The organism is Helicobacter pylori SA37A (assembly GCF_000476015.1).
Taxonomy (GTDB): Bacteria; Campylobacterota; Campylobacteria; order Campylobacterales; family Helicobacteraceae; genus Helicobacter; species Helicobacter pylori_DB.
In genome coordinates this window covers 174,076-194,447 of the sequence record NZ_CBOO010000001.1, presented here as the reverse complement: position 1 = coordinate 194,447, position 20,372 = coordinate 174,076, and the positions used below count along the sequence as shown (strand labels likewise).

The window sequence follows — 20,372 nt, the reverse complement described above, 5'->3', positions numbered from 1 at the left end:
TTGTAATTAAGTCTTATTTCGTTACAATAACCAACCCCACAATAACCTAAGGAAGTGTTTTGTTTTTCAAATTTATTTTATGTTTATCATTAGGAATGTTTGCATGGGCAAAAGAGGATATTCCTACCCCATTAACGCCCTCTAAACGCTATTCTATCAATTTGATGACTGAAAATGATGGTTATATCAACCCTTACATTGATGAGTATTACACGGCAGGCAATCAAATAGGCTTTTCTACTAAAGAATTTGACTTTTCTAAAAATAAAGCGATGAAATGGTCTTCGTATTTAGGGTTTTTCAATAAAAGCCCTAGGGTTACTCGTTTTGGTATTTCTCTCGCCCAAGACATGTATACCCCCTCACTTAAAAACAGAAAACTGGTGCATTTGCATGATAACCACCCTTATGGGGGGTATTTACGGGTGAATTTGAATGTGTATAACCGCCATCAAACTTTCATGGAGTTATTCACGCTTTCTTTAGGCACGACAGGGCAAGATTCTTTGGCCGCTCAAACGCAGCGTCTCATTCATAAATGGGGCCATGACCCCCAATTTTATGGCTGGAACACGCAGCTCAAAAACGAATTTATCTTTGAATTGCACTACCAATTGCTTAAAAAAGTCCCTCTTTTAAAGACTCGTTTTTTTTCTATGGAGTTAATGCCTGGGTTTAATGTGGAATTGGGTAATGCGAGGGATTATTTCCAACTCGGCTCGCTCTTTAGGGCTGGGTATAACTTGGACGCTGATTATGGTGTCAATAAGGTCAATACCGCTTTTGATGGGGGCATGCCTTATAGCGATAAATTTTCCATCTATTTTTTTGTAGGGGCTTTTGGGCGCTTCCAACCTCTTAACATCTTCATTCAGGGCAATAGCCCTGAAACTAGGGGCATTGCTAATTTGGAATACTTTGTTTATGCCAGTGAAATAGGAGCGGCTATGATGTGGCGTAGCCTCAGGGTGGCTTTTACGATCACTGATATTAGTAAAACCTTTCAATCCCAGCCTAAGCACCATCAGATCGGCACATTAGAATTGAATTTCGCCTTTTGATTTAATATAAGTTTAATGTTTTTCTGCCTATATGATATTTATATGATATTTTTGGGTAATTTAAGATGAATATCGGTAGCGTTTTGAATGAACTTGTTACTACTTTTCACTTTATTACACCAAATTTTCCCTTGTTACAAACAACTTTGAAATAAACGATTTCCATTTTTAAATTTGTCCTACAATTTGAATAGGTTGCCTTGATAGGTTACCTCGAGCAACACTTTAATACAAGGAGTCTAAAAAATGAAAGACGCAAAAGTTCAGGTGATGGGTATTGATGCCGGTGGCACCATGACGGACACGTTTTTTGTGAAAGAAAATGGCAGTTTCGTGGTTGGTAAAGCCCAAAGCAACCCAGAAGATGAGAGCTTAGCTATTTATAATAGCTCACAAGACGCTTTATCGCACTGGAAATCAGATGTCAGTAAGGTTTATCCAGAGTTGGTCACTTGCGTGTATTCAGGCACGGCGATGCTCAATCGGGTCGTCCAAAGGCGCGGGATGGAAGTGGGCCTGATTTGCAATAAGGGTTTTGAGCAAATGCATTCTATGGGCAGGGCGTTGCAATCTTACTTGGGGTATGCGCTAGAAGAAAGGTTGCATATCAACACGCACAAATATGATGATCCGCTGATTCCTTTAAAAAGGATTAGAGGCGTTACAGAAAGAACCGATGTCAAGGGGCAAGTGGTTATCCCAGTGCGTCAAGAAGAGGTTAAAATCGCTGTTAAAGAGCTTTTAGAAGCAGGTGCAAAGGCCATTGTGATTTGCTTGTTGCAATCTCATAAAAACGCTGAAAGCGAGCGGATTGTTAGAGACATAGCGTTAAAAGAAATTGAAAAATTGGGTAAAAATATTCCTGTATTTGCTTCTGTGGATTACTACCCTCAAAGAAAAGAAAGCCACAGAATGAACACCACTATCTTAGAAGCTTATGCGGCTGAGCCAAGCAGACAAACGCTCTCTAAAGTCAGTAACCGCTTCAAAGAGCATGGCGCTAAATTCGATCTTCGTGTGATGGCAACGCATGGAGGCACCATTAGTTGGAAAGCTAAAGAGCTCGCTAGGACTATTGTGAGCGGCCCTATTGGAGGCGTGATTGGATCTAAATTGCTAGGCGAAACGCTTGGTTATGACAATATTGCATGCAGCGATATTGGCGGCACGAGCTTTGATATGGCGCTTATCGTTAAGAGCAATTTTAACATCGCTTCTGACCCTGATATGGCGCGCCTTGTTTTATCTCTACCGCTTGTGGCTATGGATTCTGTTGGCGCGGGTGCTGGGAGTTTTGTGCGCATTGATCCGCACAGCCAATCGGTCAAACTAGGGCCTGACAGCGCGGGGTATAGAGTTGGCACTTGCTGGAAAGACAGCGGTTTAGACACGGTTTCAGTAACCGATTGCCACATTGTTTTAGGCTATTTGAACCCGGATAATTTCTTAGGTGGTTTGATCAAATTAGATGTGGATAGGGCTAAAAAACACATTAAAGAGCAAATCGCTGATCCGCTAGGCATTAGCGTAGAGGATGCGGCTGCAGGTGTGATTGAGTTGCTTGATTTGGATCTTAAAGAATACTTGCGATCCAATATTAGCGCTAAAGGGTATAGCCCGTCTGATTTTGTGTGCTTTTCGTATGGTGGTGCGGGGCCTGTGCATACCTATGGCTATACAGAAGGATTAGGGTTTAAGGATGTGGTAGTGCCTGCGTGGGCGGCTGGATTTAGCGCTTTTGGTTGCGCTTGCGCTGATTTTGAATACAGGTACGACAAGAGCGTGGATATTGCCATTCCGCAGTATTCTTCAGATGAGTCCAAAATAGAGGCATGCAAGATCATTCAAGACGCATGGGATGAATTGACCCTTAAAGTGATTGAAGAGTTCAAGATCAATGGATTCTCTGAAAAAGATGTGATCTTAAGACCTGGATACAGGATGCAGTATATGGGGCAATTGAATGATTTAGAGATCACTTCTCCTGTGTCAAAAGCTGCAAGCGTGGCTGATTGGGAAGAGATTGTCAAAGAATATGAAAAAACCTACGCTCGCGTTTATTCTGAATCAGCGTGTTCTCCAGAGCTTGGTTTTAGCGTGACCGGCGTGATCATGCGTGGTGTTGTGGCTACGCAAAAACCTGTGATTCCGGTTGAAAAAGAGCATGGCGCTACGCCTCCAAAAGAAGCCAAAATAGGCGTTAGAAAATTCTATCGTCATAAGAAATGGGTGGATGCAGATGTGTGGCACATGGAAAAGTTACTGCCTGGAAATGAAGTTATAGGGCCTGCGATCGTGGAATCAGATGCGACCACTTTCGTGATACCCAAGGGCTTTGCGACAAGACTAGACAAACACCGATTGTTCCACTTGAAAGAAATTAAATAAAGGAGTTCAAAATGGCAAATTTATTGAAAAACGGCAAAACTTTAAAACAAGCTAGAGATGAAATCCTAGCCAGGACAGAAAAAACAGGGCATTATAATGGCCTCAAAAAACTAGAGTTTAAAGAAAGAGATCCGATCGGTTATGAGAAAATGTTCTCTAAATTAAGAGGCGGTATCGTGCATGCCAGAGAAACGGCTAAAAGGATTGCGGCAAGCCCTATTGTTGAGCAAGAGGGGGAATTGTGCTTCACGCTTTATAACGCTGTGGGCGATAGCGTGCTGACTTCTACGGGTATCATTATCCATGTAGGCACTATGGGATCGGCTATTAAATACATGGTAGAGAATAATTGGGAAGATAACCCAGGCATCAATGATAAGGATATTTTCACCAATAATGACTGCGCGATTGGGAATGTGCACCCATGCGATATTATGACTCTTGTGCCTATTTTCCACGATGAAAAATTGATTGGGTGGGTAGGCGGTGTTACGCATGTGATTGATACTGGGTCGGTTACTCCAGGATCGATGAGTACCGGGCAGGTTCAAAGATTTGGGGATGGATACATGATCACTTGCCGTAAGACAGGGGCGAATGATGAGAGCTTTAAAGATTGGTTGCATGAATCTCAAAGATCGGTTCGCACGCCTAAATATTGGATTCTAGATGAAAGGACTAGGATTGCAGGATGCCATATGATTAGGGATTTAGTGATGGAAGTCATTAAAGAAGACGGCATTGATTCTTACATGCGATTTATTGATGAAGTGATTGAAGAAGGGAGGAGAGGCCTTATCTCTAGGATCAAATCCATGACCATACCCGGCAAGTATAGAAAGGTCGCTTTTGTGGATGTGCCTTATGCACATAAGGATATTGGCGTGTGCTCTGAATTTGCTAAGCTAGACACGATCATGCACTCTCCAGTGGAAATCACTATCAATAAAGACGCTACATGGAAATTGGATTTTGATGGCGCGTCCAGGTGGGGATGGCACTCTTTTAATTGCAACCAAGTGTCCTTTACTAGCGGTATTTGGGTGATGATGACTCAAACCTTAATACCCACTTCTCGCATCAACGATGGCGCTTATTTCGCGACTCAATTCAGACTCAAAAAAGGGACTTGGATGAATCCAGATGACAGGCGCACCGGGCATGCTTATGCGTGGCATTTCTTGGTATCAGGCTGGAGTGCTTTGTGGAGAGGCTTGTCTCAAGCGTATTACAGCCGAGGGTATTTAGAAGAAGTTAATTCCGGGAACGCTAACACTTCTAACTGGTTGCAAGGTGGCGGTATCAACCAAGATGGGGAAATCCATGCGGTGAATAGCTTTGAGACGAGCTCTTGTGGGACTGGAGCTTGTGCGATAAAAGACGGTTTGAATCACGCAGCAGCTATTTGGAATCCAGAGGGCGATATGGGCGATATTGAAATCTGGGAAATGGCAGAACCTCTCCTCTATTTGGGTAGGAATGTCAAAGCCAATACCGGTGGGTATGGGAAATATCGAGGCGGTAACGGGTTTGAAACTTTAAGAATGGTGTGGGGTGCGCATGATTGGACCATGTTCTTTATGGGTAATGGCTATATGAATAGCGATTGGGGTATGATGGGGGGTTATCCAGCGGCCAGTGGTTATAGGTTTGAAGCGCATAACACCAACTTAGAAAATAGGATTAAAGATAATGCGAGTTTGCCTTTAGGGGGCGATTTCAACCCAACTGATCGAGGTTATGAAAAACACATTTCCCATTCATCTCAAGTCAAAAGGGATAAGCAATGCATCACCACTGAGAACTGTTTTGACAATTACGACTTGTATTTGAATTACATCAAAGGCGGTCCTGGATTTGGCGATCCGATTGAAAGGGATTTGAATGCGATTTTAGAGGATCTAAACAGCAAACAGCTATTGCCAGAATACGCTTACAAGGTTTATGGCGCGATTGTGAGCCAGAATAAAGACGGCGTGTGGGTGGGTGATGAAGCTAAAACGAAAGCCAAAAGAAAAGAAATTCTTGAAAACAGAAAGGCTAGATCCATCCCTGTAAAAGAATGGATGGAGCAAGAAAGAAACGCTATTCTTGAAAAAGAGGCTTCCAAACAGGTTAAGCACATGTATGCCACTAGCTTTGATTTATCGCCTAGGTTCTTGAATGATTTTAAAACATTCTGGAACTTGCCAAAGAATTGGACTGTGGAAGAAGATGAGCTTGGCGTATTCACCTATGGATCTAAATACAGGATGGATTTGAGCAAATTGCCCGATGTGCGCACAGTTCTGTTGGTTGATGAGAAATAAAGAAAGGAGAATGGTCATGTCAAAATACACACAAGAACAAATTAAAAATTTGGTAGAGGGGAACTTGGATTGGAACACTGTCTTAAAGATGCTGAGCATGCCTAAAGATCATGAGAGGTTTCAAATGTATTTGAAGGTATTGCAAGATAAGGTAGATTTTGATGACAAAATCGTCTTACCCTTGGGGCCGCATTTGTTTGTGGTGCAAGATTCTCAAAAGAAATGGGTCATTAAGTGTTCATGCGGTCATGCGTTCTGCGCCCCGGAAGAAAACTGGAAATTGCATGCAAACATCTATGTGCGCGATACAGCAGAAAAAATGGAAGAGGTGTATCCTAAACTCTTAGCCAGTGATACTAACTGGCAAGTGTATCGGGAGTATATTTGCCCGGATTGCGGCATCCTTTTGGATGTTGAAGCTCCGACTCCTTGGTATCCTGTGATCCATGATTTTGAGCCTGATATAGAGACATTCTATAAAGATTGGCTAGGCATACAGCCCCCAGAAAGACGCTAAAATCGCTCAATCCTTTTTTTATGAAGAGGCTTTATGCCTCTTTGACACACTTATAAAAAGCTTGGGTTAATTCAACTCAAGCGAATTCTTTCAATCCCAACAAATTCAGCCACAAATTAGGACTTTTTCAAAATTTTAAGCTCTTTTTCTTTTTTTTGATTTAATACTAGGTATAATTTTAATTCCACCTAAAAGGAAAGCTATGAAAGTAACACAAGGCGTTGCTAACGACTTTTTTGCCCTAACAAACACGATATTTTCTATCCTTGTACACCAGCGAAACCACACTTGGGAAGATGAAAATTGTGGAAAATTACTGCAGGATATTGTCAGTATTTCTCAAAATAAGAAAACGCATTTTATGAGTTCTATCACTATACTTTCAATAAAATAAAGGGTGTTTTTGACTAAAAAATTCATGTCTTGGATGGTGGTTATTGGGGCTTTAATTTGCGTGCTTTTAGGGGTGTTTATCTTCTTCACTAGCATGTCGGTTAAAAAATCTTTAACCGCTTATCTTAACGCTTATTTGGATCAACGCCCCCACATTAAGGGCATGGGGATTGCAGGCGCTCCTTTTGAATGCGAAGGGTTTTTTAAAATCGCATGCGTTTCTAAGGAGCTTCGTTTTTTGGACTCTCAAAACTCCCCTATTATGGATTTTAAAAATTTGAGTATTAAGCTCCTTTCTTTAGATAAAAGCTCCCTTATCCTTTCTGTCCATTCTCAAATCCAATCCCCTATTTTAGAACAAGATATTCAGCAAAAAATCCATCAAATCCCCTTAAAAAACTTGAATGCCTTATTGGAAAAATTCAAACCCACGCGTTTGAATTGCTCTTTAAAATTCAACGCTTTAGATGAAAAAACCTTAAACGATAATTTAAAATGCGATTTGACTAATGCGGAAAATATCCTTGCTTACACTTTTTTTCAAGAGGGTTTAATGGAGACTCAAGAAAATCTCTCCCTTAAAAATATTTTTAAAACCTTGAGTTCTAAAGACGCTAAAGCCATAGAAGAGTTGCAAGACAAACTGCGTTTTTTAGCGCCAAAGTTGAGTGTTTCTATCCAAGCGCACCATCTTAAAAACCTTTTGGAAGCCTTTTACCACCAAAATAAAGAGAGTTTGGGCTTTTTTTCCCCTTATTTTAGCTTGCGATCTCAAACCCCTAGCGTTTCTTATGAAAGCGCGTTGGCTTCTTTAGAAAACTATTTTATAGCCTTGTTCCAATCCCGTTTTAAAGATAATGCAGAGCTCCAACAAAATTTTAAAGGATTGTTGCAAGCCTTTGTTTCTATGGCTAAAGACAAACGATCCCAGATCGCTCTTAACGCCCAAGCTAAAGACAACACCAAGCTGACTTTTAACGCCTTGTTAGAAAGCCTTAGCGTGAATTTCTTTCAATCTTACAAAATAAGCCATGAGTGATTTCAAAGTCCCCCCCAAAGCTAAAGGGTTTAAACGCCTTTTTAAAGCCCTTTTTTATTCTAAAGACGGGCTTAAATGCGCATGGGTTGAAGAGAGTGCGTTCAGGCAAATCATCGTCTTGGCTCTTTTTTGTATCGCTCTAGCGAGCTATCTAGCTAAAGATTTTTTAGAATGGGGGCTATTGATTGCGCCTTGTTTTTTATCGGTGGTGGTTGAACTCATCAATAGCTCTATTGAAAAGGCTGTGGATTTTACCAGCACAGAGTTCCACCCTTTAGCCAAAAAGGCTAAAGACATGGCCAGTTCAGCCCAACTGATAGGGCTTATTTTTTGGGCTTTGATTTGGGGGCGCTATCTTATAACGCTTTATTTTAATTAAATTTTAGGGAGACACATGCAAGATAATTCAGTCCAAGATAATTCAGTCAATGAAACAAAAAATATTGTAGAAGTGGGGATTGATTCTTCTATTGAAGAGAGCTATCTAGCCTATTCCATGAGCGTGATCATAGGGCGCGCTTTACCGGACGCTAGAGATGGCTTAAAGCCAGTGCATAGGCGTATTTTGTATGCGATGCATGAATTAGGCCTTACTTCCAAAGTCGCTTACAAAAAAAGCGCTAGGATCGTGGGTGATGTGATTGGTAAATACCACCCCCATGGCGATAACGCGGTTTATGATGCGCTAGTGAGAATGGCGCAAGATTTTTCTATGCGTTTGGAATTAGTGGATGGGCAGGGCAACTTTGGCTCTATTGATGGCGATAACGCTGCGGCGATGCGTTACACTGAAGCCAGAATGACTAAGGCGAGTGAAGAAATTTTAAGGGATATTGATAAAGACACCATTGATTTTGTGCCTAATTATGATGACACCTTAAAAGAGCCAGATATTCTACCAAGCCGTCTGCCCAACCTTTTAGTCAATGGGGCTAATGGGATCGCCGTAGGGATGGCGACTTCTATCCCCCCTCATAGGATTGATGAAATCATAGACGCTTTAGTGCATGTTTTAGAAAACCCTAACGCTGAATTAGATGAAATTTTGGAATTTGTCAAAGGGCCTGATTTTCCCACCGGTGGGATCATTTATGGTAAAGCAGGGATTATTGAAGCCTATAAAACGGGGCGAGGGCGCGTGAAAGTGCGGGCCAAAGTGCATGTGGAAAAAACAAAAAATAAAGAAATCATCGTTTTAGATGAAATGCCTTTTCAAACCAATAAAGCCAAATTAGTGGAACAAATCAGCGATTTAGCGCGAGAAAAACAAATTGAAGGCATTAGCGAAGTGCGCGATGAAAGCGATAGAGAGGGCATTAGAGTGGTGATTGAATTAAAAAGAGACGCGATGAGTGAAATTGTCTTAAACCACCTTTACAAACTCACCACCATGGAAACCACTTTTAGCATTATTTTACTCGCTATTTACAATAAAGAGCCTAAGATTTTCACGCTTTTAGAGTTGTTGCACCTTTTCTTAAACCACAGAAAAACCATTATCATAAGGCGCACGATTTTTGAATTGGAAAAGGCTAAGGCTAGAGCGCATATTTTAGAAGGCTATTTGATCGCCTTGGACAATATTGATGAAATCGTGCAGCTCATTAAAACAAGCCCAAGCCCAGAAGCGGCTAAAAACGCCTTAATGGAGCGTTTTACTTTGAGTGAGATCCAAAGCAAAGCCATTTTAGAAATGCGTTTGCAGCGCTTAACAGGTCTTGAAAGGGATAAGATCAAAGAAGAATACCAAAACTTATTAGAGCTTATTGATGATCTCAATGGCATTTTAAAGAGCGAAGATCGCTTGAATGAGGTCGTCAAAACAGAGCTTTTAGAAGTCAAAGAGCAATTTTCTTCTCCAAGGCGCACTGAAATTCAAGAATCTTATGAAAATATTGACATAGAAGATTTGATCGCTAATGAGCCTATGGTGGTGAGCATGAGCTATAAGGGCTATGTGAAAAGAGTGGATTTAAAAGCTTATGAAAAGCAAAATCGTGGCGGTAAGGGCAAGCTTTCAGGCAGCACTTATGAAGACGATTTCATTGAAAACTTTTTTGTGGCTAACACGCATGATATTTTGCTCTTTATCACCAATAAGGGGCAATTGTATCATTTAAAAGTCTATAAAATCCCAGAAGCGAGCCGGATCGCTATGGGTAAAGCCGTTGTGAATTTAATCTCGCTCGCTCCGGATGAAAAAATCATGGCGACTCTAAGCACCAAAGACTTTAGCGATGAACGCTCTTTAGCTTTCTTCACGAAAAATGGCGTGGTGAAGCGCACCAATTTGAGCGAATTTGAAAGCAACAGGAGTTGTGGTATCAGAGCGATTGTTTTAGATGAAGGCGATGAATTAGTGAGTGCAAAAGTTGTGGATAAAAACGCTAAGCATTTGCTCATCGCATCGCATTTGGGCATTTTCATTAAATTCCCTTTAGAAGATGTGCGCGAGATCGGAAGAACGACTCGTGGGGTTATAGGCATCAAGCTGAATGAAAACGATTTTGTTGTCGGCGCGGTCGTCATTAGCGATGATGGCAACAAGCTTTTGAGCGTGAGTGAAAACGGGCTTGGCAAGCAAACTTTAGCCGAAGCGTATAGAGGGCAATCTCGTGGAGGTAAGGGGATCATTGGCATGAAGCTCACTCAAAAAACCGGCAATCTAGTGGGCGTTATCAGCGTGGATGATGAAAATTTGGATTTGATGATCCTTACTGCAAGCGCAAAAATGATTAGAGTTTCTATTAAAGATATTAGAGAAACCGGAAGAAACGCTAGTGGGGTAAAGCTCATAAACACCGCCGATAAAGTCATGTATGTCAATTCTTGCCCTAAAGAAGAAGAGCCAGAAAATTTAGAAAACCCTCCTGCACAATTATTTGAGTGATGCGTTTCTTTTCATTCTTTTATTTTTTATTGTATTTTTTAGGGGTTTCTTTGCATGCTCTAAACCCCCTAGAAGATCAAGAATTTTTAATTTCGTATCGCTTAAAAATCGTTGATTCTAGAGTGATGGGCGAAGAGTATTCTGTCTCTAAACCTATCGTTAGCCGCATCAAAACAGCCCCCTATGTTTTAGACTATCGTTGCTCCATCATCACTCGCAACTTACCCAATTTGAAAGACCCCTTGCTCCCAATAAAATTAGAACGCTTCCTTTTAGAAATAGCGTTAAAAAAAGAAAAAGAGCGAGTCATAGACTGCATTTTAAAAAGTCAAGTCGCTATCACGCATTATGATCACAGCTATAAAAACGGCACCACTACCACAAGCATACTTGATCTCAAAGCCTTAAGAGTTAGAGCGAGTTTAGTGGGAGATGCGCTGTTTTTAGATATTTTTAGAAAGGAAGAAGAATGAAAATCGCCATTGTAGAAGATGATATTAACATGCGTAAAAGTCTGGAGCTTTTTTTTGAGCTTCAAGACGATTTAGAGATTGTGAGTTTTAAAAACCCTAAAGACGCTTTAGCCAAGTTAGATGAAAGCTTTGATTTAGTCATCACGGATATTAACATGCCCCATATGGACGGCTTGGAATTTTTACGCCTTTTAGAGGGCAAATATGAATCCATTGTGATTACCGGTAATGCGACCTTGAATAAAGCCATTGATTCCATTCGTTTGGGCGTGAAAGACTTTTTCCAAAAACCTTTTAAACCAGAATTGCTTTTAGAGTCCATCTATCGCACTAAAAAAGTTTTAGAATTTCAAAAAAACACCCTTTAGAAAAACCTTTAAAAAACCACACAAACACAGCTTTTTAGCCGCTTCAAAAGCGTTAGAAGAGAGCAAACGGCAGGCCTTAAAAGTCGCAAGCACGGACGCTAATGTCATGCTATTAGGCGAAAGCGGGGTGGGTAAGGAGGTTTTTGCTCATTTCATCCACCAGCATTCGCAACGCTCTAAACACCCTTTTATTGCAATCAACATGTCCGCAATCCCAGAGCATTTATTAGAAAGCGAGCTTTTTGGGTATCAAAAAGGGGCGTTCACGGACGCCACAGCTCCTAAAATGGGGCTTTTTGAGAGTGCTAATAAAGGCACGATCTTTTTAGATGAAATCGCTGAAATGTCCTTTCAATTGCAAAGCAAACTTTTAAGAGTGGTTCAAGAAAAAGAAATCACGCGCCTTGGGGATAATAAGAGCGTTAAAATTGATGTTCGTTTCATTTCCGCTACCAACGCCAACATGAAAGAAAAAATCGCTTCAAAAGAATTCAGAGAAGATTTATTTTTCCGCTTGCAAATCGTGCCTATAACTATCGCGCCTTTAAGAGAGAGAGTAGAAGAGATTTTACCCATTGCTGAAATCAAGCTTAAAGAAGTGTGCGATGCGTATCATTTGGGGTCAAAATCTTTTTCAAAAAACGCCGCAAAACGCCTTTTAGAATACTCTTGGCATGGGAATGTGCGAGAGCTTTTAGGCGTCGTGGAAAGAGCGGCGATTTTAAGCGAAGAAACGGAAATCCAAGAAAAAGATTTGTTTTTGGAAAGGTAGTTTGCAAAACTTCTTTATAATCATTTCATGGAGTTATTAGAAAAAGCATCTATTAGAAACGCTTAATTTGGGATTTTTGCTTAAAAGGGATTTAAAGATTGGGGTTCAATTAATGGGGAGTTTTTATGTTAGCGGATGATTTTATGGTTAAGAAATTAAAAAACAAGGAGTTGCATGGTTTGTTGTGTAACAAATTGAGTAAAAGAGTGGATAGATTTGGCTATAGAGTGATTGGTGTTGGAGCGGATAAAGAGATAACGAAGTTATTGTTCAATTGAATAAGGAAACGATGGTTAGATTGAATGGCAAGACCGCTTTAGCAAATGATGATGATCTCATGGCGGGTATTTTTGATGAATTTAATGGATTAAAGGCTAATAAAGAACCACAAAAATCTCACTCGATCTATTACGGGTATGGCAACTCTTATAAAATCATTGATGTTCTTAACGATAAGGATGGTGATTTTATCAGTTGCAGATTGTTTATCGTTAAAAAATTAGGGGTTGATGAGTGTTTAGGGTTTTATGCACCCCCTATGATTGATAATAACAACACCACTCTTGCTGATTTGCTTGAAAATGGCGAGCCTGCAATATATTATGAAGCTAATTCTGCAAATATCAGGCGTTTTTTGGACAGAGAGCCTTACAACATTGAGTGGTTGGTGAGGAAGTATTTGGGGGTTGGATTTAGGAGTTGTAAGGTAGAGCGGATATAAGGAACGGAATTTGTGATCAAATTCCGCTATAAAAAGTGGGGATCTATGATTGATAGAGAAGTTAAAATGCAATTCCCCAAATACCTTAAAGACTCAAAGAGGACAGCCGTTAAAATGACAAGCAAGGTGTTTTACGAGTTGTTGAGGGGGCCTTTGTTTGGCAACTTCCTTGGCAAAGATCCCATTAAGCGATTATAATGCGGAAAGAAAACAATAATAAATAAAATCTTGTTGGATCTTAATCTTCTTATTTTTTAAATTAAAAGTCATTTTTTAACCCCTAAGACCACGCTACAAAAATTATCGTGCGATTAAAATCAAGATCTTTACTATTGATTATAAAAAATGTTTTTTTAGCATTTTTTATAATTTATGATTAACATTTAATGGCAATAAAACCTTATTAGTAGTTTTTGTGTGGGACTAAAAATAGTGGGTTTAGGGGGTTTTTAACCCTACCCCTTGTAATTTGGGCTACATGACGAAAATAATAGCGCCCGCTCTCACGATTTTTAATGGCTGATAACCTGCTTATTTCAAGCTTTTTATAATCTCTAGCATGGATTTAACTATGGCGCATTTTTTTTGCTTCATTCGTTGTGGCTCTTGTGTTTTAAACTCGTTTGTGGTAGGATTATTCCGATTAAGGTTTGAAACGCTATTGCCGTTTCTGTAATGATTAAATAGTGTCCCAATAGCCTCTATTTTCCTTAATGCTTTCTCATTTTTCAAACTTTCATGCGAGGATTTTAAAGGCATGGCTTCTTTGCTAACTCTTGCATGATCAAGCGGCTATTATTGCCTCTAGCCTTGTAATTTTTCTGCTCTCTCATATTTGGCTGTCTGTTATTTTATTCAGCCCTACTTTAACAAACAAACCCCATGCAAGCTATTTCAATTCTAAAGCTAAAAATTTTCCCGTATAGCTTTGGGTTTTTTCGCAATTTTGTGCCACCTCTAAAGGCGTGCCGCTCGCAATGACTTTCCCGCCCTTATCCCCCCCATCAGGCCCCATGTCTATAATGTAGTCAGCGTTTTTGATAATGTCTAAATTATGCTCAATCACTAGCATGGAATTGCCTAACACCACTAAAGAGTGCAAAACCTGTAAAAGGTGATTCACGTCTTCAAAATGCAAACCGGTAGTAGGCTCATCTAAAATATAAAGGGTTTTGCCTGTGTCTTTTTTACTCAATTCTTTAGCCAATTTGATCCTTTGAGCCTCCCCCCCGCTTAAAGTCGTAGCGTTTTGCCCTAAAGTGATATAGCCTAAGCCCACATCTATAAGCGTTTTTAACTTCACAGCGATTTTAGGGAATTTAGCAAAAAATTCATAAGCCTCTTCTACGCTCATGTTCAACACATCAGCAATGGATTTGCCTTTCACCTTGATTTCTAGAGTTTGAGGGTTGTATTTAGCGCCCTTACAGCTATCGCATTGGACTAACACATCAGGCAAAAAGTGCATTTCTATTTTAATGTCCCCATCGCCTTGGCATTTCTCGCACCGCCCTCCTTTAACATTAAAGCTAAAACGGCTCGCGCTATAGCCTAAAATTTTAGCTTCTTTTTGCTCGGCAAATAAAATCCTGATTTCATCCATCACTCCCGTGTAAGTGGCGGGGTTGCTTCGTGGGGTTTTGCCTATGGGGGCTTGATCTAAATAAATCACTTTATCCAAATGCTCCAACCCTACAATCTCCACCCCATTCAAGCTTTGAGTTTTTTTAGCATGGTTTAAAAGGGTTTGAGCGGTGGGTAAAAGGGTTTGTAAGATCAGCGAGCTTTTACCGCTCCCGCTCACCCCAGTAATGCACACCAATTGTTTTAAAGGGATTTGAACGCTCAAATTCTTAATGTTATTGATATTGACATTTTTAATTTCTAAAAAATGCTTTTCTTTAGGGAGTTCAAATTTAGGGCGCTCAATCTTTTTAGTGCCGTTGAGATACAAGGCGGTAGAATGGTTATTTTGCAATAACTCTTTTACGCTCCCGCTAAAGACCACTTCACCCCCATGCCTTCCAGCCTTTGGCCCAATATCCACAACAAAATCCGCATGCTTAATCGTCTCTTTATCATGCTCTACGACAATGAGCGTGTTCCCCTTTTTTTGTAAATTCCTAAGGGTGTTGATAAGTTTGAGCGTGTCTTTTTCATGCAAGCCAATGCTAGGCTCGTCTAAAACATACAAAACCCCTGTCAAACCACTCCCGATTTGACTAGCGATTCGTATCCTTTGGCTCTCCCCTCCGCTAATCGTTCGCGCATCCCTCCCTAAAGTCAAATACCCTAGCCCCACATCATATAAAAAAAACACCCTTTCTAAAATCTCTTTTAAAATGGGTTCAGCGATCTTTTTTTCTTGCTCGTTAAGATAGCTAAAATGCGTGGGATCATTAAAAAAATGATAGACTTCTTCAATGGGCTTAGTTAAAAAATCCGCCATTTTCAAGCCGGCGACTTGGACGCTCAAACTGGAAGCTTTCAAACGATGCCCATTGCACGAAGAACAGGTTTTTTCGCTCATGTAATCGCTCAAATCCTTTTGCTCTTTAAACATGTCATAAGCGATTTGAATGATGCCTTTCCAAGGGCGTTTTAAAGGGCTATTTTTAAAATGAAAGCTGATTTCAGTGCCATTCCCATATAACAGAGCGTCTTGCTGCTCTTTATTCAATTCATTGAAACAAAGCACGGTATCAATGCCATTATATTCGCAAAAGCCTTCAAACATTTGAGCGTAATAACTGCGGTTATACCCAAAAATCACTTTAATCGCTCCTTGATTTAAAGGCGTGTTAGGATCTAAAATCTTACTAATGTCTAAACTGAATTTTGTCCCCAAACCCAAACAGCTCTCGCACGCCCCTTTAGGCGAATTAAAAGAAAAACTCAAAGGCTCTAATTCTTCAAAACTCATCTTGCATTTAAAACATGCTTTATGCTCGCTGTAATGCTTTCTTATGCTTGGCACGTTGTCTTGCAAGATTTCCACTTCTAATTCCCCATAGCTTTCTTTAAGGGCTTTTTCTACTGCGCTAGCGATCCGTGAAGCATTTTCGCTATTGATAACCACCCTATCCACCACCGCTTCAATGGTGTGTTTTTTGGTTTTGTGCAAATGGATTTCTTCATCTAAACGCACCATCACCCCATCAACAAAAGCCCTCACATACCCCTTTAAACGCAAGCTCTCTAATTTATCGTTAAACGAACCTTTTTTATCTTTAATAATGGGGGCTAGAATAATGATTTTAGAATTTTCTTCTAAATGACAGATTTGAGAAATAATATCGCTCGCGCTCATAGAACTAATAGGCTCTAAACATGTGGGGCAAAATTGCTCCCCAACCCTTGCAAACAATAACCTTAAATAATCATAAATCTCAGTGATCGTCCCCACAGTGGATCTGGGGTTTTTAGAAGTGGTTTTTTGATCAATAGCAATCGCTGGGGTTAGGCCTTCAATTTTATCCACATTAGGCTTACCCACTTTGTCTAAAAACTGCCTAGCATAGCTGGACAAACTCTCTAAATAACGCCTTTGGCCTTCAGCGTATAAAGTGTCAAACGCTAGAGTGGATTTACCCGAACCGCTTAATCCGGTAAAAACAACAAACTGGTTTTTAGGGATTTCTAAAAAAATATTTTTGAGATTGTTTTCCCTAGCCCCTTGAATAATGATCTTATCCATAATGGTTTTATGTTGCAAGAGTTTCCTTAAAATAAGAAAATGGATTAAAAGGAGCTATTATACTTCAAAAAAGAATGGTTTTATTATCATTTCTTATTCATAAGAGTTAAAAATATTTGCTTGATTAAGGATAAACATGCTATTATTTTATGAGACAATTTTAAAGATAGGAATGTAAAGGAATGGAATTTATGAAAAAGTTTGTAGCTTTAGGGCTTCTATCCGCAGTTTTAAGCTCTTCGTTGTTAGCCGAAGGTGATGGTGTTTATATAGGGGCTAATTATCAGCTTGGACAAGCCCGTTTGAATAGTAATATTTATAACACAGGGGATTGCACAGGGAGTGTTGTAGGTTGCCCCCCAGGTCTTACCGCTAATAAGTATAATCCAGGACACACCAATATCAACTGGCATGCTAAATACGCTAATGGGGCTTTGAATGGTCTTGGGTTGAATGTGGGTTATAAGAAGTTCTTCCAGTTCAAGTCTTTTGATATGACAAGCAAGTGGTTTGGTTTTAGGGTGTATGGGCTTTTTGATTACGGGCATGCCACTTTAGGCAAGCAAGTTTATGCACCCAATAAAATCCAGTTGGATATGGTCTCTTGGGGTGTGGGGAGCGATTTGTTAGCTGATATTATTGATAACGATAACGCTTCTTTCGGTATTTTTGGTGGGGTCGCTATCGGCGGTAACACTTGGAAAAGCTCAGCGGCAAACTATTGGAAAGAGCAAATCATTGAAGCTAAAGGTCCTGATGTTTGTACCCCTACTTATTGTAACCCTAACGCTCCTTATAGCACCAAAACTTCAACCGTCGCCTTTCAAGTATGGTTGAATTTTGGCGTGAGAGCCAATATCTACAAGCATAATGGCGTAGAGTTTGGCGTGAGAGTACCCCTACTCATCAACAAGTTTTTGAGCGCGGGTCCTAACGCTACTAATCTTTATTACCATTTGAAACGGGATTATTCGCTTTATTTAGGGTATAACTACACTTTTTAAACCCTTTAAAAGGGTGTCTTTAAGCCCTTTTTAGTCCTTATAAAAAGGGTTTTAGTTTGGGTTTTCGCATCTTAAAAAGCTAAGATTAATTATAAAGAAACTTTTGAGTGTAACCAACAAAACCAATACTATTGAGTGGGCATTTGGAAAATTCATCTAGGGGTTTTAAGGGGGTTGTTTGCAAGAAATAGAGAGTTTGCATCAAAGCGTTTTGTTGCAAGAAGTTTTGCAAGCGTTCACGCCTTTAGAAGAAGGGGTTTTGATTGATTGCACTTTAGGGTTAGGGGGGCATTCTAAAGCCCTTTTATCCCAAAAACCGCACTTAAAACTCATTGGCATTGATAAGGATAAGTTCGCTCAAGAAATCGCTAAAGAACGATTGAAAGAATTTGAAGGGCGTTACAATCTCTTAAGCGGAGGTTTTGCCAAACGCTTTAAAGAAGCCCTAGAGATTCATGGCGAGCGAATCAAGGGGGTTTTAGTGGATTTAGGGGTGAGTTCTTTGCAGCTTGATGATGACAATAGAGGGTTTAATTTCCACTCGCACGCTTTGGATATGCGCATGGATTTGGAAAGCGATTTAAACGCTCAAAAAGTCATCAACTCTTATCCTGTAGTGGCGTTAGAAAAAATCTTTAGAGACTATGGCGAAATCAAAGAATACAAAAAAATCGCCCATAAAATTGCAGAAAGGCGCGCGAAAAAACCCTTTAAAGACGCTAAAGATTTGAGCAATTTTTTAAGCTCTCTTTCTAAAAATAAAAAAATCCACCCAGCGACTTTGGTGTTTCAAGCTATCCGCATAGAAGTCAATCACGAATTAGAAGAGTTAAAAGAGTTTTTACAAGACGCTAGAAACCTTAAGGGGGCGATTTTGTGCGTGATTTCTTTCCATTCTTTAGAAGACGCTTTAGTGAAAAACGCTTTTAAAGATTACGCTAAAAATTGCATTTGCGATGCCTTAAGTTTCAAATGCACTTGCTCCAACAACCACGCTCTAGGCGAAATTTTAACCAAAAAGCCCATCACTCCAAGCCCAGAAGAAATCAAACGCAACAGGCGTTCACGAAGCGCTAAAATGAGGGCGTTTCAATTCAAGCCATGAGTAAGCCATGAGTGCAAAAAACCATCTTTTGAATGAAAAAGAACGCTTTGTGCGTATAGAAGAGAGTGAAAAGAAAGAATTATTTGATGGGACTGCAAATGAAAATTCGCATAGCCTTTCTTTAATGGCTTTAATAGGGGTGCTGGTTTTTGGGGGCGCGTTTTTAGCCTTGTTAGCGCCAAAAATCTATTTGAGCAACAATATTTATTACATCAGCCGTAAAATCAACGCCCTAGAAGACCAGAAACGCCTGCTTTTAGAAGAACAACAAATCCTAAAAAACGAATTAGAAAAAGAGCGCTTTAAATACTACATAGAGAATAGTGAAAATATTGGCGATATTGCGTTTTAAATAAAACCCCCTATCCTTAAGAGAGCCTAATTAGCGTTAAAATTTTGTTTCAATACGAAATTTTAATCCCTTGTAAAAACTTTAAATTTCAAAAAACAAACAAACAACCCCCTTAAATTGTATAATAAAGACACTATAAACTAAAAAGAGATAACCATGAGAAAACGATTCATTCCACTTTTATTATTCAGGAAATAATATAGATGAAAAAAACGATTTCAGCGTTGTTTTTATCAGCGTGTATAGGGTTATCGTCTGTTCATGCAGATAACGCTTTGATTTTACAAACCGACTTTAGCTTAAAAGATGGGGCCGTCTCAGCGATGAAAGGCGTCGCTTTCAGCGTTGATTCTAATCTTAAAATCTTTGATTTAACGCACGAAATCCCCCCGTATAACATTTGGGAAGGCGCTTACCGCTTGTATCAGACCGCTAGTTATTGGCCAAAAGGCTCGGTATTTGTGAGCGTAGTTGATCCGGGCGTAGGCACTAAGCGTAAATCGGTGGTATTGAAAACTAAAAACGGCCAGTATTTCGTCTCGCCGGATAATGGCACGCTGACTTTGGTGGCGCAAACTTTGGGGATTGATAGCGTGCGTGAAATTGATGAAAAAGCTAACCGCTTGAAAGGTTCTGAAAAATCCTATACTTTCCATGGCCGTGATGTGTATGCTTACACTGGGGCGCGTTTGGCTTCTGGGGCGATCACATTCGAGCAGGTCGGGCCAGAGCTTCCCCCAAAAGTTGTTGAAATTCCTTACCAAAAAGCGAAAGCCACAAAAGGGGAAGTGAAAGGCAATATCCCGATTTTGGATATTCAATATGGCAATGTTTGGAGCAATATCAGCGATAAATTACTCAATCAAGCAAAAATCAAACTCAATGACACGCTGTGTGTAACGATTTTTAAAGGTTCCAAGAAAAAATACGAAGGGAAAATGCCGTATGTTGCGAGCTTTGGCGATGTTTTAGAAGGCCAGCCGTTGGTCTATTTAAACAGCTTGTTGAATGTTTCTGTGGCGCTGAATAGGGATAATTTCGCGCAAAAACATCAAATTAAATCCGGTGCTGACTGGAATATTGATATAAAGAAGTGCACTAAGTAAAGCGTTTTTTAGAAAATTAAGGGGCGTGAAACGCCCTAACCGCTAAAGATGTGCAAGTTTTTGCTAGGGGATTTTAAGGGTTTTGAGTGTCAAGTTTTTATTAAAATAACCTAATTAATGATAAATAAACCCTAAACAAACGCTTGTTTTTAGAATTTTGTTTCAATACGAAACACT

General features: G+C 39.9%; 18 protein-coding genes and 1 pseudogene. 17 read left to right on the top strand and 2 right to left on the bottom strand.

Translation table 11 applies throughout. The features are described from left to right. Positions 1-59 precede the first annotated feature (59 nt). The 13 genes and pseudogenes from QT76_RS00965 (at position 60) to QT76_RS08485 (ending at position 13,129) form a co-directional block, all read left to right on the top strand. Entirely contained in the window at positions 60-1,061 is a 1,002-nt protein-coding gene (locus tag QT76_RS00965; protein ID WP_033616198.1) for a lipid A deacylase LpxR family protein, read from the top strand. A 246-nt stretch (positions 1,062-1,307) separates the two neighbouring features. Beyond that, the gene (locus QT76_RS00960; RefSeq protein ID WP_033616197.1) at positions 1,308-3,449 is read left to right on the top strand and encodes a hydantoinase/oxoprolinase family protein; all 2,142 of its coding nucleotides are present in this window, start codon (positions 1,308-1,310) and stop codon (positions 3,447-3,449) included. Between the two features lie 11 nt (positions 3,450-3,460). Further along, entirely contained in the window at positions 3,461-5,758 is a 2,298-nt protein-coding gene (locus QT76_RS00955) for a hydantoinase B/oxoprolinase family protein (protein ID WP_033616196.1), read from the top strand. Positions 5,759-5,774: 16 nt separating this feature from the next. Continuing rightward, the gene (locus QT76_RS00950) at positions 5,775-6,275 is read left to right on the top strand and encodes an acetone carboxylase subunit gamma (RefSeq protein ID WP_033593078.1); all 501 of its coding nucleotides are present in this window, start codon (positions 5,775-5,777) and stop codon (positions 6,273-6,275) included. A gap of 202 nt (positions 6,276-6,477) precedes the next feature. After that, positions 6,478-6,669, top strand: a complete 192-nt coding sequence (locus QT76_RS00945) for a hypothetical protein (RefSeq protein ID WP_033616195.1) — start codon at positions 6,478-6,480, stop codon at positions 6,667-6,669. Positions 6,670-6,693: 24 nt separating this feature from the next. After that, a complete protein-coding gene (locus tag QT76_RS00940) occupies positions 6,694-7,707 on the top strand; it encodes a hypothetical protein (RefSeq protein ID WP_050578738.1) in 1,014 nt (337 codons plus the stop codon). Further along, positions 7,700-8,086, top strand: coding sequence for a diacylglycerol kinase (locus QT76_RS00935; RefSeq protein WP_033616193.1), 387 nt, complete (start codon positions 7,700-7,702; stop codon positions 8,084-8,086). Before QT76_RS00940 ends, QT76_RS00935 begins: the two co-directional genes overlap by 8 nt. A gap of 15 nt (positions 8,087-8,101) precedes the next feature. Continuing rightward, positions 8,102-10,597 (top strand): DNA topoisomerase (ATP-hydrolyzing) subunit A, encoded by a 2,496-nt coding sequence (gene gyrA, locus QT76_RS00930; protein WP_033616192.1) that lies wholly within the window; start codon positions 8,102-8,104, stop codon positions 10,595-10,597. After that, a complete protein-coding gene (locus QT76_RS00925; RefSeq protein WP_033616190.1) occupies positions 10,597-11,070 on the top strand; it encodes a hypothetical protein in 474 nt (157 codons plus the stop codon). The genes gyrA and QT76_RS00925 overlap by 1 nt, the downstream gene beginning before the upstream one ends. Beyond that, positions 11,067-12,210, top strand: a pseudogene (gene flgR / locus QT76_RS00920) (transcriptional activator FlgR). Before QT76_RS00925 ends, flgR begins: the two are co-directional and overlap by 4 nt. A 125-nt stretch (positions 12,211-12,335) precedes the next feature. Then, positions 12,336-12,488: a hypothetical protein gene (locus tag QT76_RS08315; RefSeq protein ID WP_001891480.1), complete on the top strand. Its 153-nt coding sequence runs from the start codon at positions 12,336-12,338 to the stop codon at positions 12,486-12,488. An 11-nt stretch (positions 12,489-12,499) separates the two neighbouring features. Next, positions 12,500-12,931 carry a hypothetical protein gene (locus QT76_RS08490; RefSeq protein ID WP_033616189.1) on the top strand — a complete coding sequence of 144 codons (432 nt, stop codon included), beginning with the start codon at positions 12,500-12,502 and terminating at the stop codon, positions 12,929-12,931. Positions 12,932-12,976: 45 nt separating this feature from the next. Then, positions 12,977-13,129, top strand: coding sequence for a hypothetical protein (locus tag QT76_RS08485; protein ID WP_229306560.1), 153 nt, complete (start codon positions 12,977-12,979; stop codon positions 13,127-13,129). Positions 13,130-13,462: 333 nt separating this feature from the next. Here the strand turns inward: QT76_RS08485 and QT76_RS08480 are convergent, their stop codons facing one another. Next, a complete protein-coding gene (locus QT76_RS08480) occupies positions 13,463-13,690 on the bottom strand; it encodes a hypothetical protein (protein ID WP_033616188.1) in 228 nt (75 codons plus the stop codon). A 130-nt stretch (positions 13,691-13,820) separates the two neighbouring features. Further along, positions 13,821-16,646, bottom strand: a complete 2,826-nt coding sequence (gene uvrA, locus QT76_RS00900) for an excinuclease ABC subunit UvrA (protein ID WP_195741855.1) — start codon at positions 16,644-16,646, stop codon at positions 13,821-13,823. Between the two features lie 164 nt (positions 16,647-16,810). On the opposite strand from uvrA, the gene hopE reads away from it, so the two are divergent. The 4 genes from hopE (at position 16,811) to QT76_RS00880 (ending at position 20,195) form a co-directional block, all read left to right on the top strand. Then, positions 16,811-17,632, top strand: coding sequence for a Hop family outer membrane protein HopE (gene hopE / locus QT76_RS00895; protein WP_033616187.1), 822 nt, complete (start codon positions 16,811-16,813; stop codon positions 17,630-17,632). A 178-nt stretch (positions 17,633-17,810) separates the two neighbouring features. Then, a complete protein-coding gene (gene rsmH, locus QT76_RS00890) occupies positions 17,811-18,737 on the top strand; it encodes a 16S rRNA (cytosine(1402)-N(4))-methyltransferase RsmH (protein WP_033616185.1) in 927 nt (308 codons plus the stop codon). 7 nt (positions 18,738-18,744) lie between these two features. Next, positions 18,745-19,089, top strand: a complete 345-nt coding sequence (locus QT76_RS00885) for a hypothetical protein (RefSeq protein WP_033616183.1) — start codon at positions 18,745-18,747, stop codon at positions 19,087-19,089. Between the two features lie 203 nt (positions 19,090-19,292). Continuing rightward, the gene (locus QT76_RS00880; RefSeq protein ID WP_033616182.1) at positions 19,293-20,195 is read left to right on the top strand and encodes an SAM hydrolase/SAM-dependent halogenase family protein; all 903 of its coding nucleotides are present in this window, start codon (positions 19,293-19,295) and stop codon (positions 20,193-20,195) included. The last annotated feature ends 177 nt before the right edge of the window (positions 20,196-20,372 follow it).

Excerpts from the sequence above, each read along its gene's own strand:
- gyrA (WP_033616192.1), top strand. The coding sequence starts at position 8,102 with ATGCAAGATAATTCAGTCCAAGATAATTCAGTCAATGAAACAAAAAAT.
- QT76_RS08480 (WP_033616188.1), bottom strand. The coding sequence starts at position 13,690 with ATGCCTTTAAAATCCTCGCATGAAAGTTTGAAAAATGAGAAAGCATTA.
- QT76_RS00885 (WP_033616183.1), top strand. The coding sequence starts at position 18,745 with ATGAGTGCAAAAAACCATCTTTTGAATGAAAAAGAACGCTTTGTGCGT.
- QT76_RS00960 (WP_033616197.1), top strand. The coding sequence starts at position 1,308 with ATGAAAGACGCAAAAGTTCAGGTGATGGGTATTGATGCCGGTGGCACC.
- hopE (WP_033616187.1), top strand. The coding sequence starts at position 16,811 with ATGGAATTTATGAAAAAGTTTGTAGCTTTAGGGCTTCTATCCGCAGTT.
- QT76_RS00880 (WP_033616182.1), top strand. The coding sequence starts at position 19,293 with ATGAAAAAAACGATTTCAGCGTTGTTTTTATCAGCGTGTATAGGGTTA.
- QT76_RS00940 (WP_050578738.1), top strand. The coding sequence starts at position 6,694 with ATGTCTTGGATGGTGGTTATTGGGGCTTTAATTTGCGTGCTTTTAGGG.
- QT76_RS00945 (WP_033616195.1), top strand. The coding sequence starts at position 6,478 with ATGAAAGTAACACAAGGCGTTGCTAACGACTTTTTTGCCCTAACAAAC.
- QT76_RS00955 (WP_033616196.1), top strand. The coding sequence starts at position 3,461 with ATGGCAAATTTATTGAAAAACGGCAAAACTTTAAAACAAGCTAGAGAT.
- QT76_RS00925 (WP_033616190.1), top strand. The coding sequence starts at position 10,597 with ATGCGTTTCTTTTCATTCTTTTATTTTTTATTGTATTTTTTAGGGGTT.
- QT76_RS08485 (WP_229306560.1), top strand. The coding sequence starts at position 12,977 with ATGATTGATAGAGAAGTTAAAATGCAATTCCCCAAATACCTTAAAGAC.
- QT76_RS00950 (WP_033593078.1), top strand. The coding sequence starts at position 5,775 with ATGTCAAAATACACACAAGAACAAATTAAAAATTTGGTAGAGGGGAAC.
- QT76_RS08315 (WP_001891480.1), top strand. The coding sequence starts at position 12,336 with ATGTTAGCGGATGATTTTATGGTTAAGAAATTAAAAAACAAGGAGTTG.
- QT76_RS00935 (WP_033616193.1), top strand. The coding sequence starts at position 7,700 with ATGAGTGATTTCAAAGTCCCCCCCAAAGCTAAAGGGTTTAAACGCCTT.
- QT76_RS08490 (WP_033616189.1), top strand. The coding sequence starts at position 12,500 with ATGGTTAGATTGAATGGCAAGACCGCTTTAGCAAATGATGATGATCTC.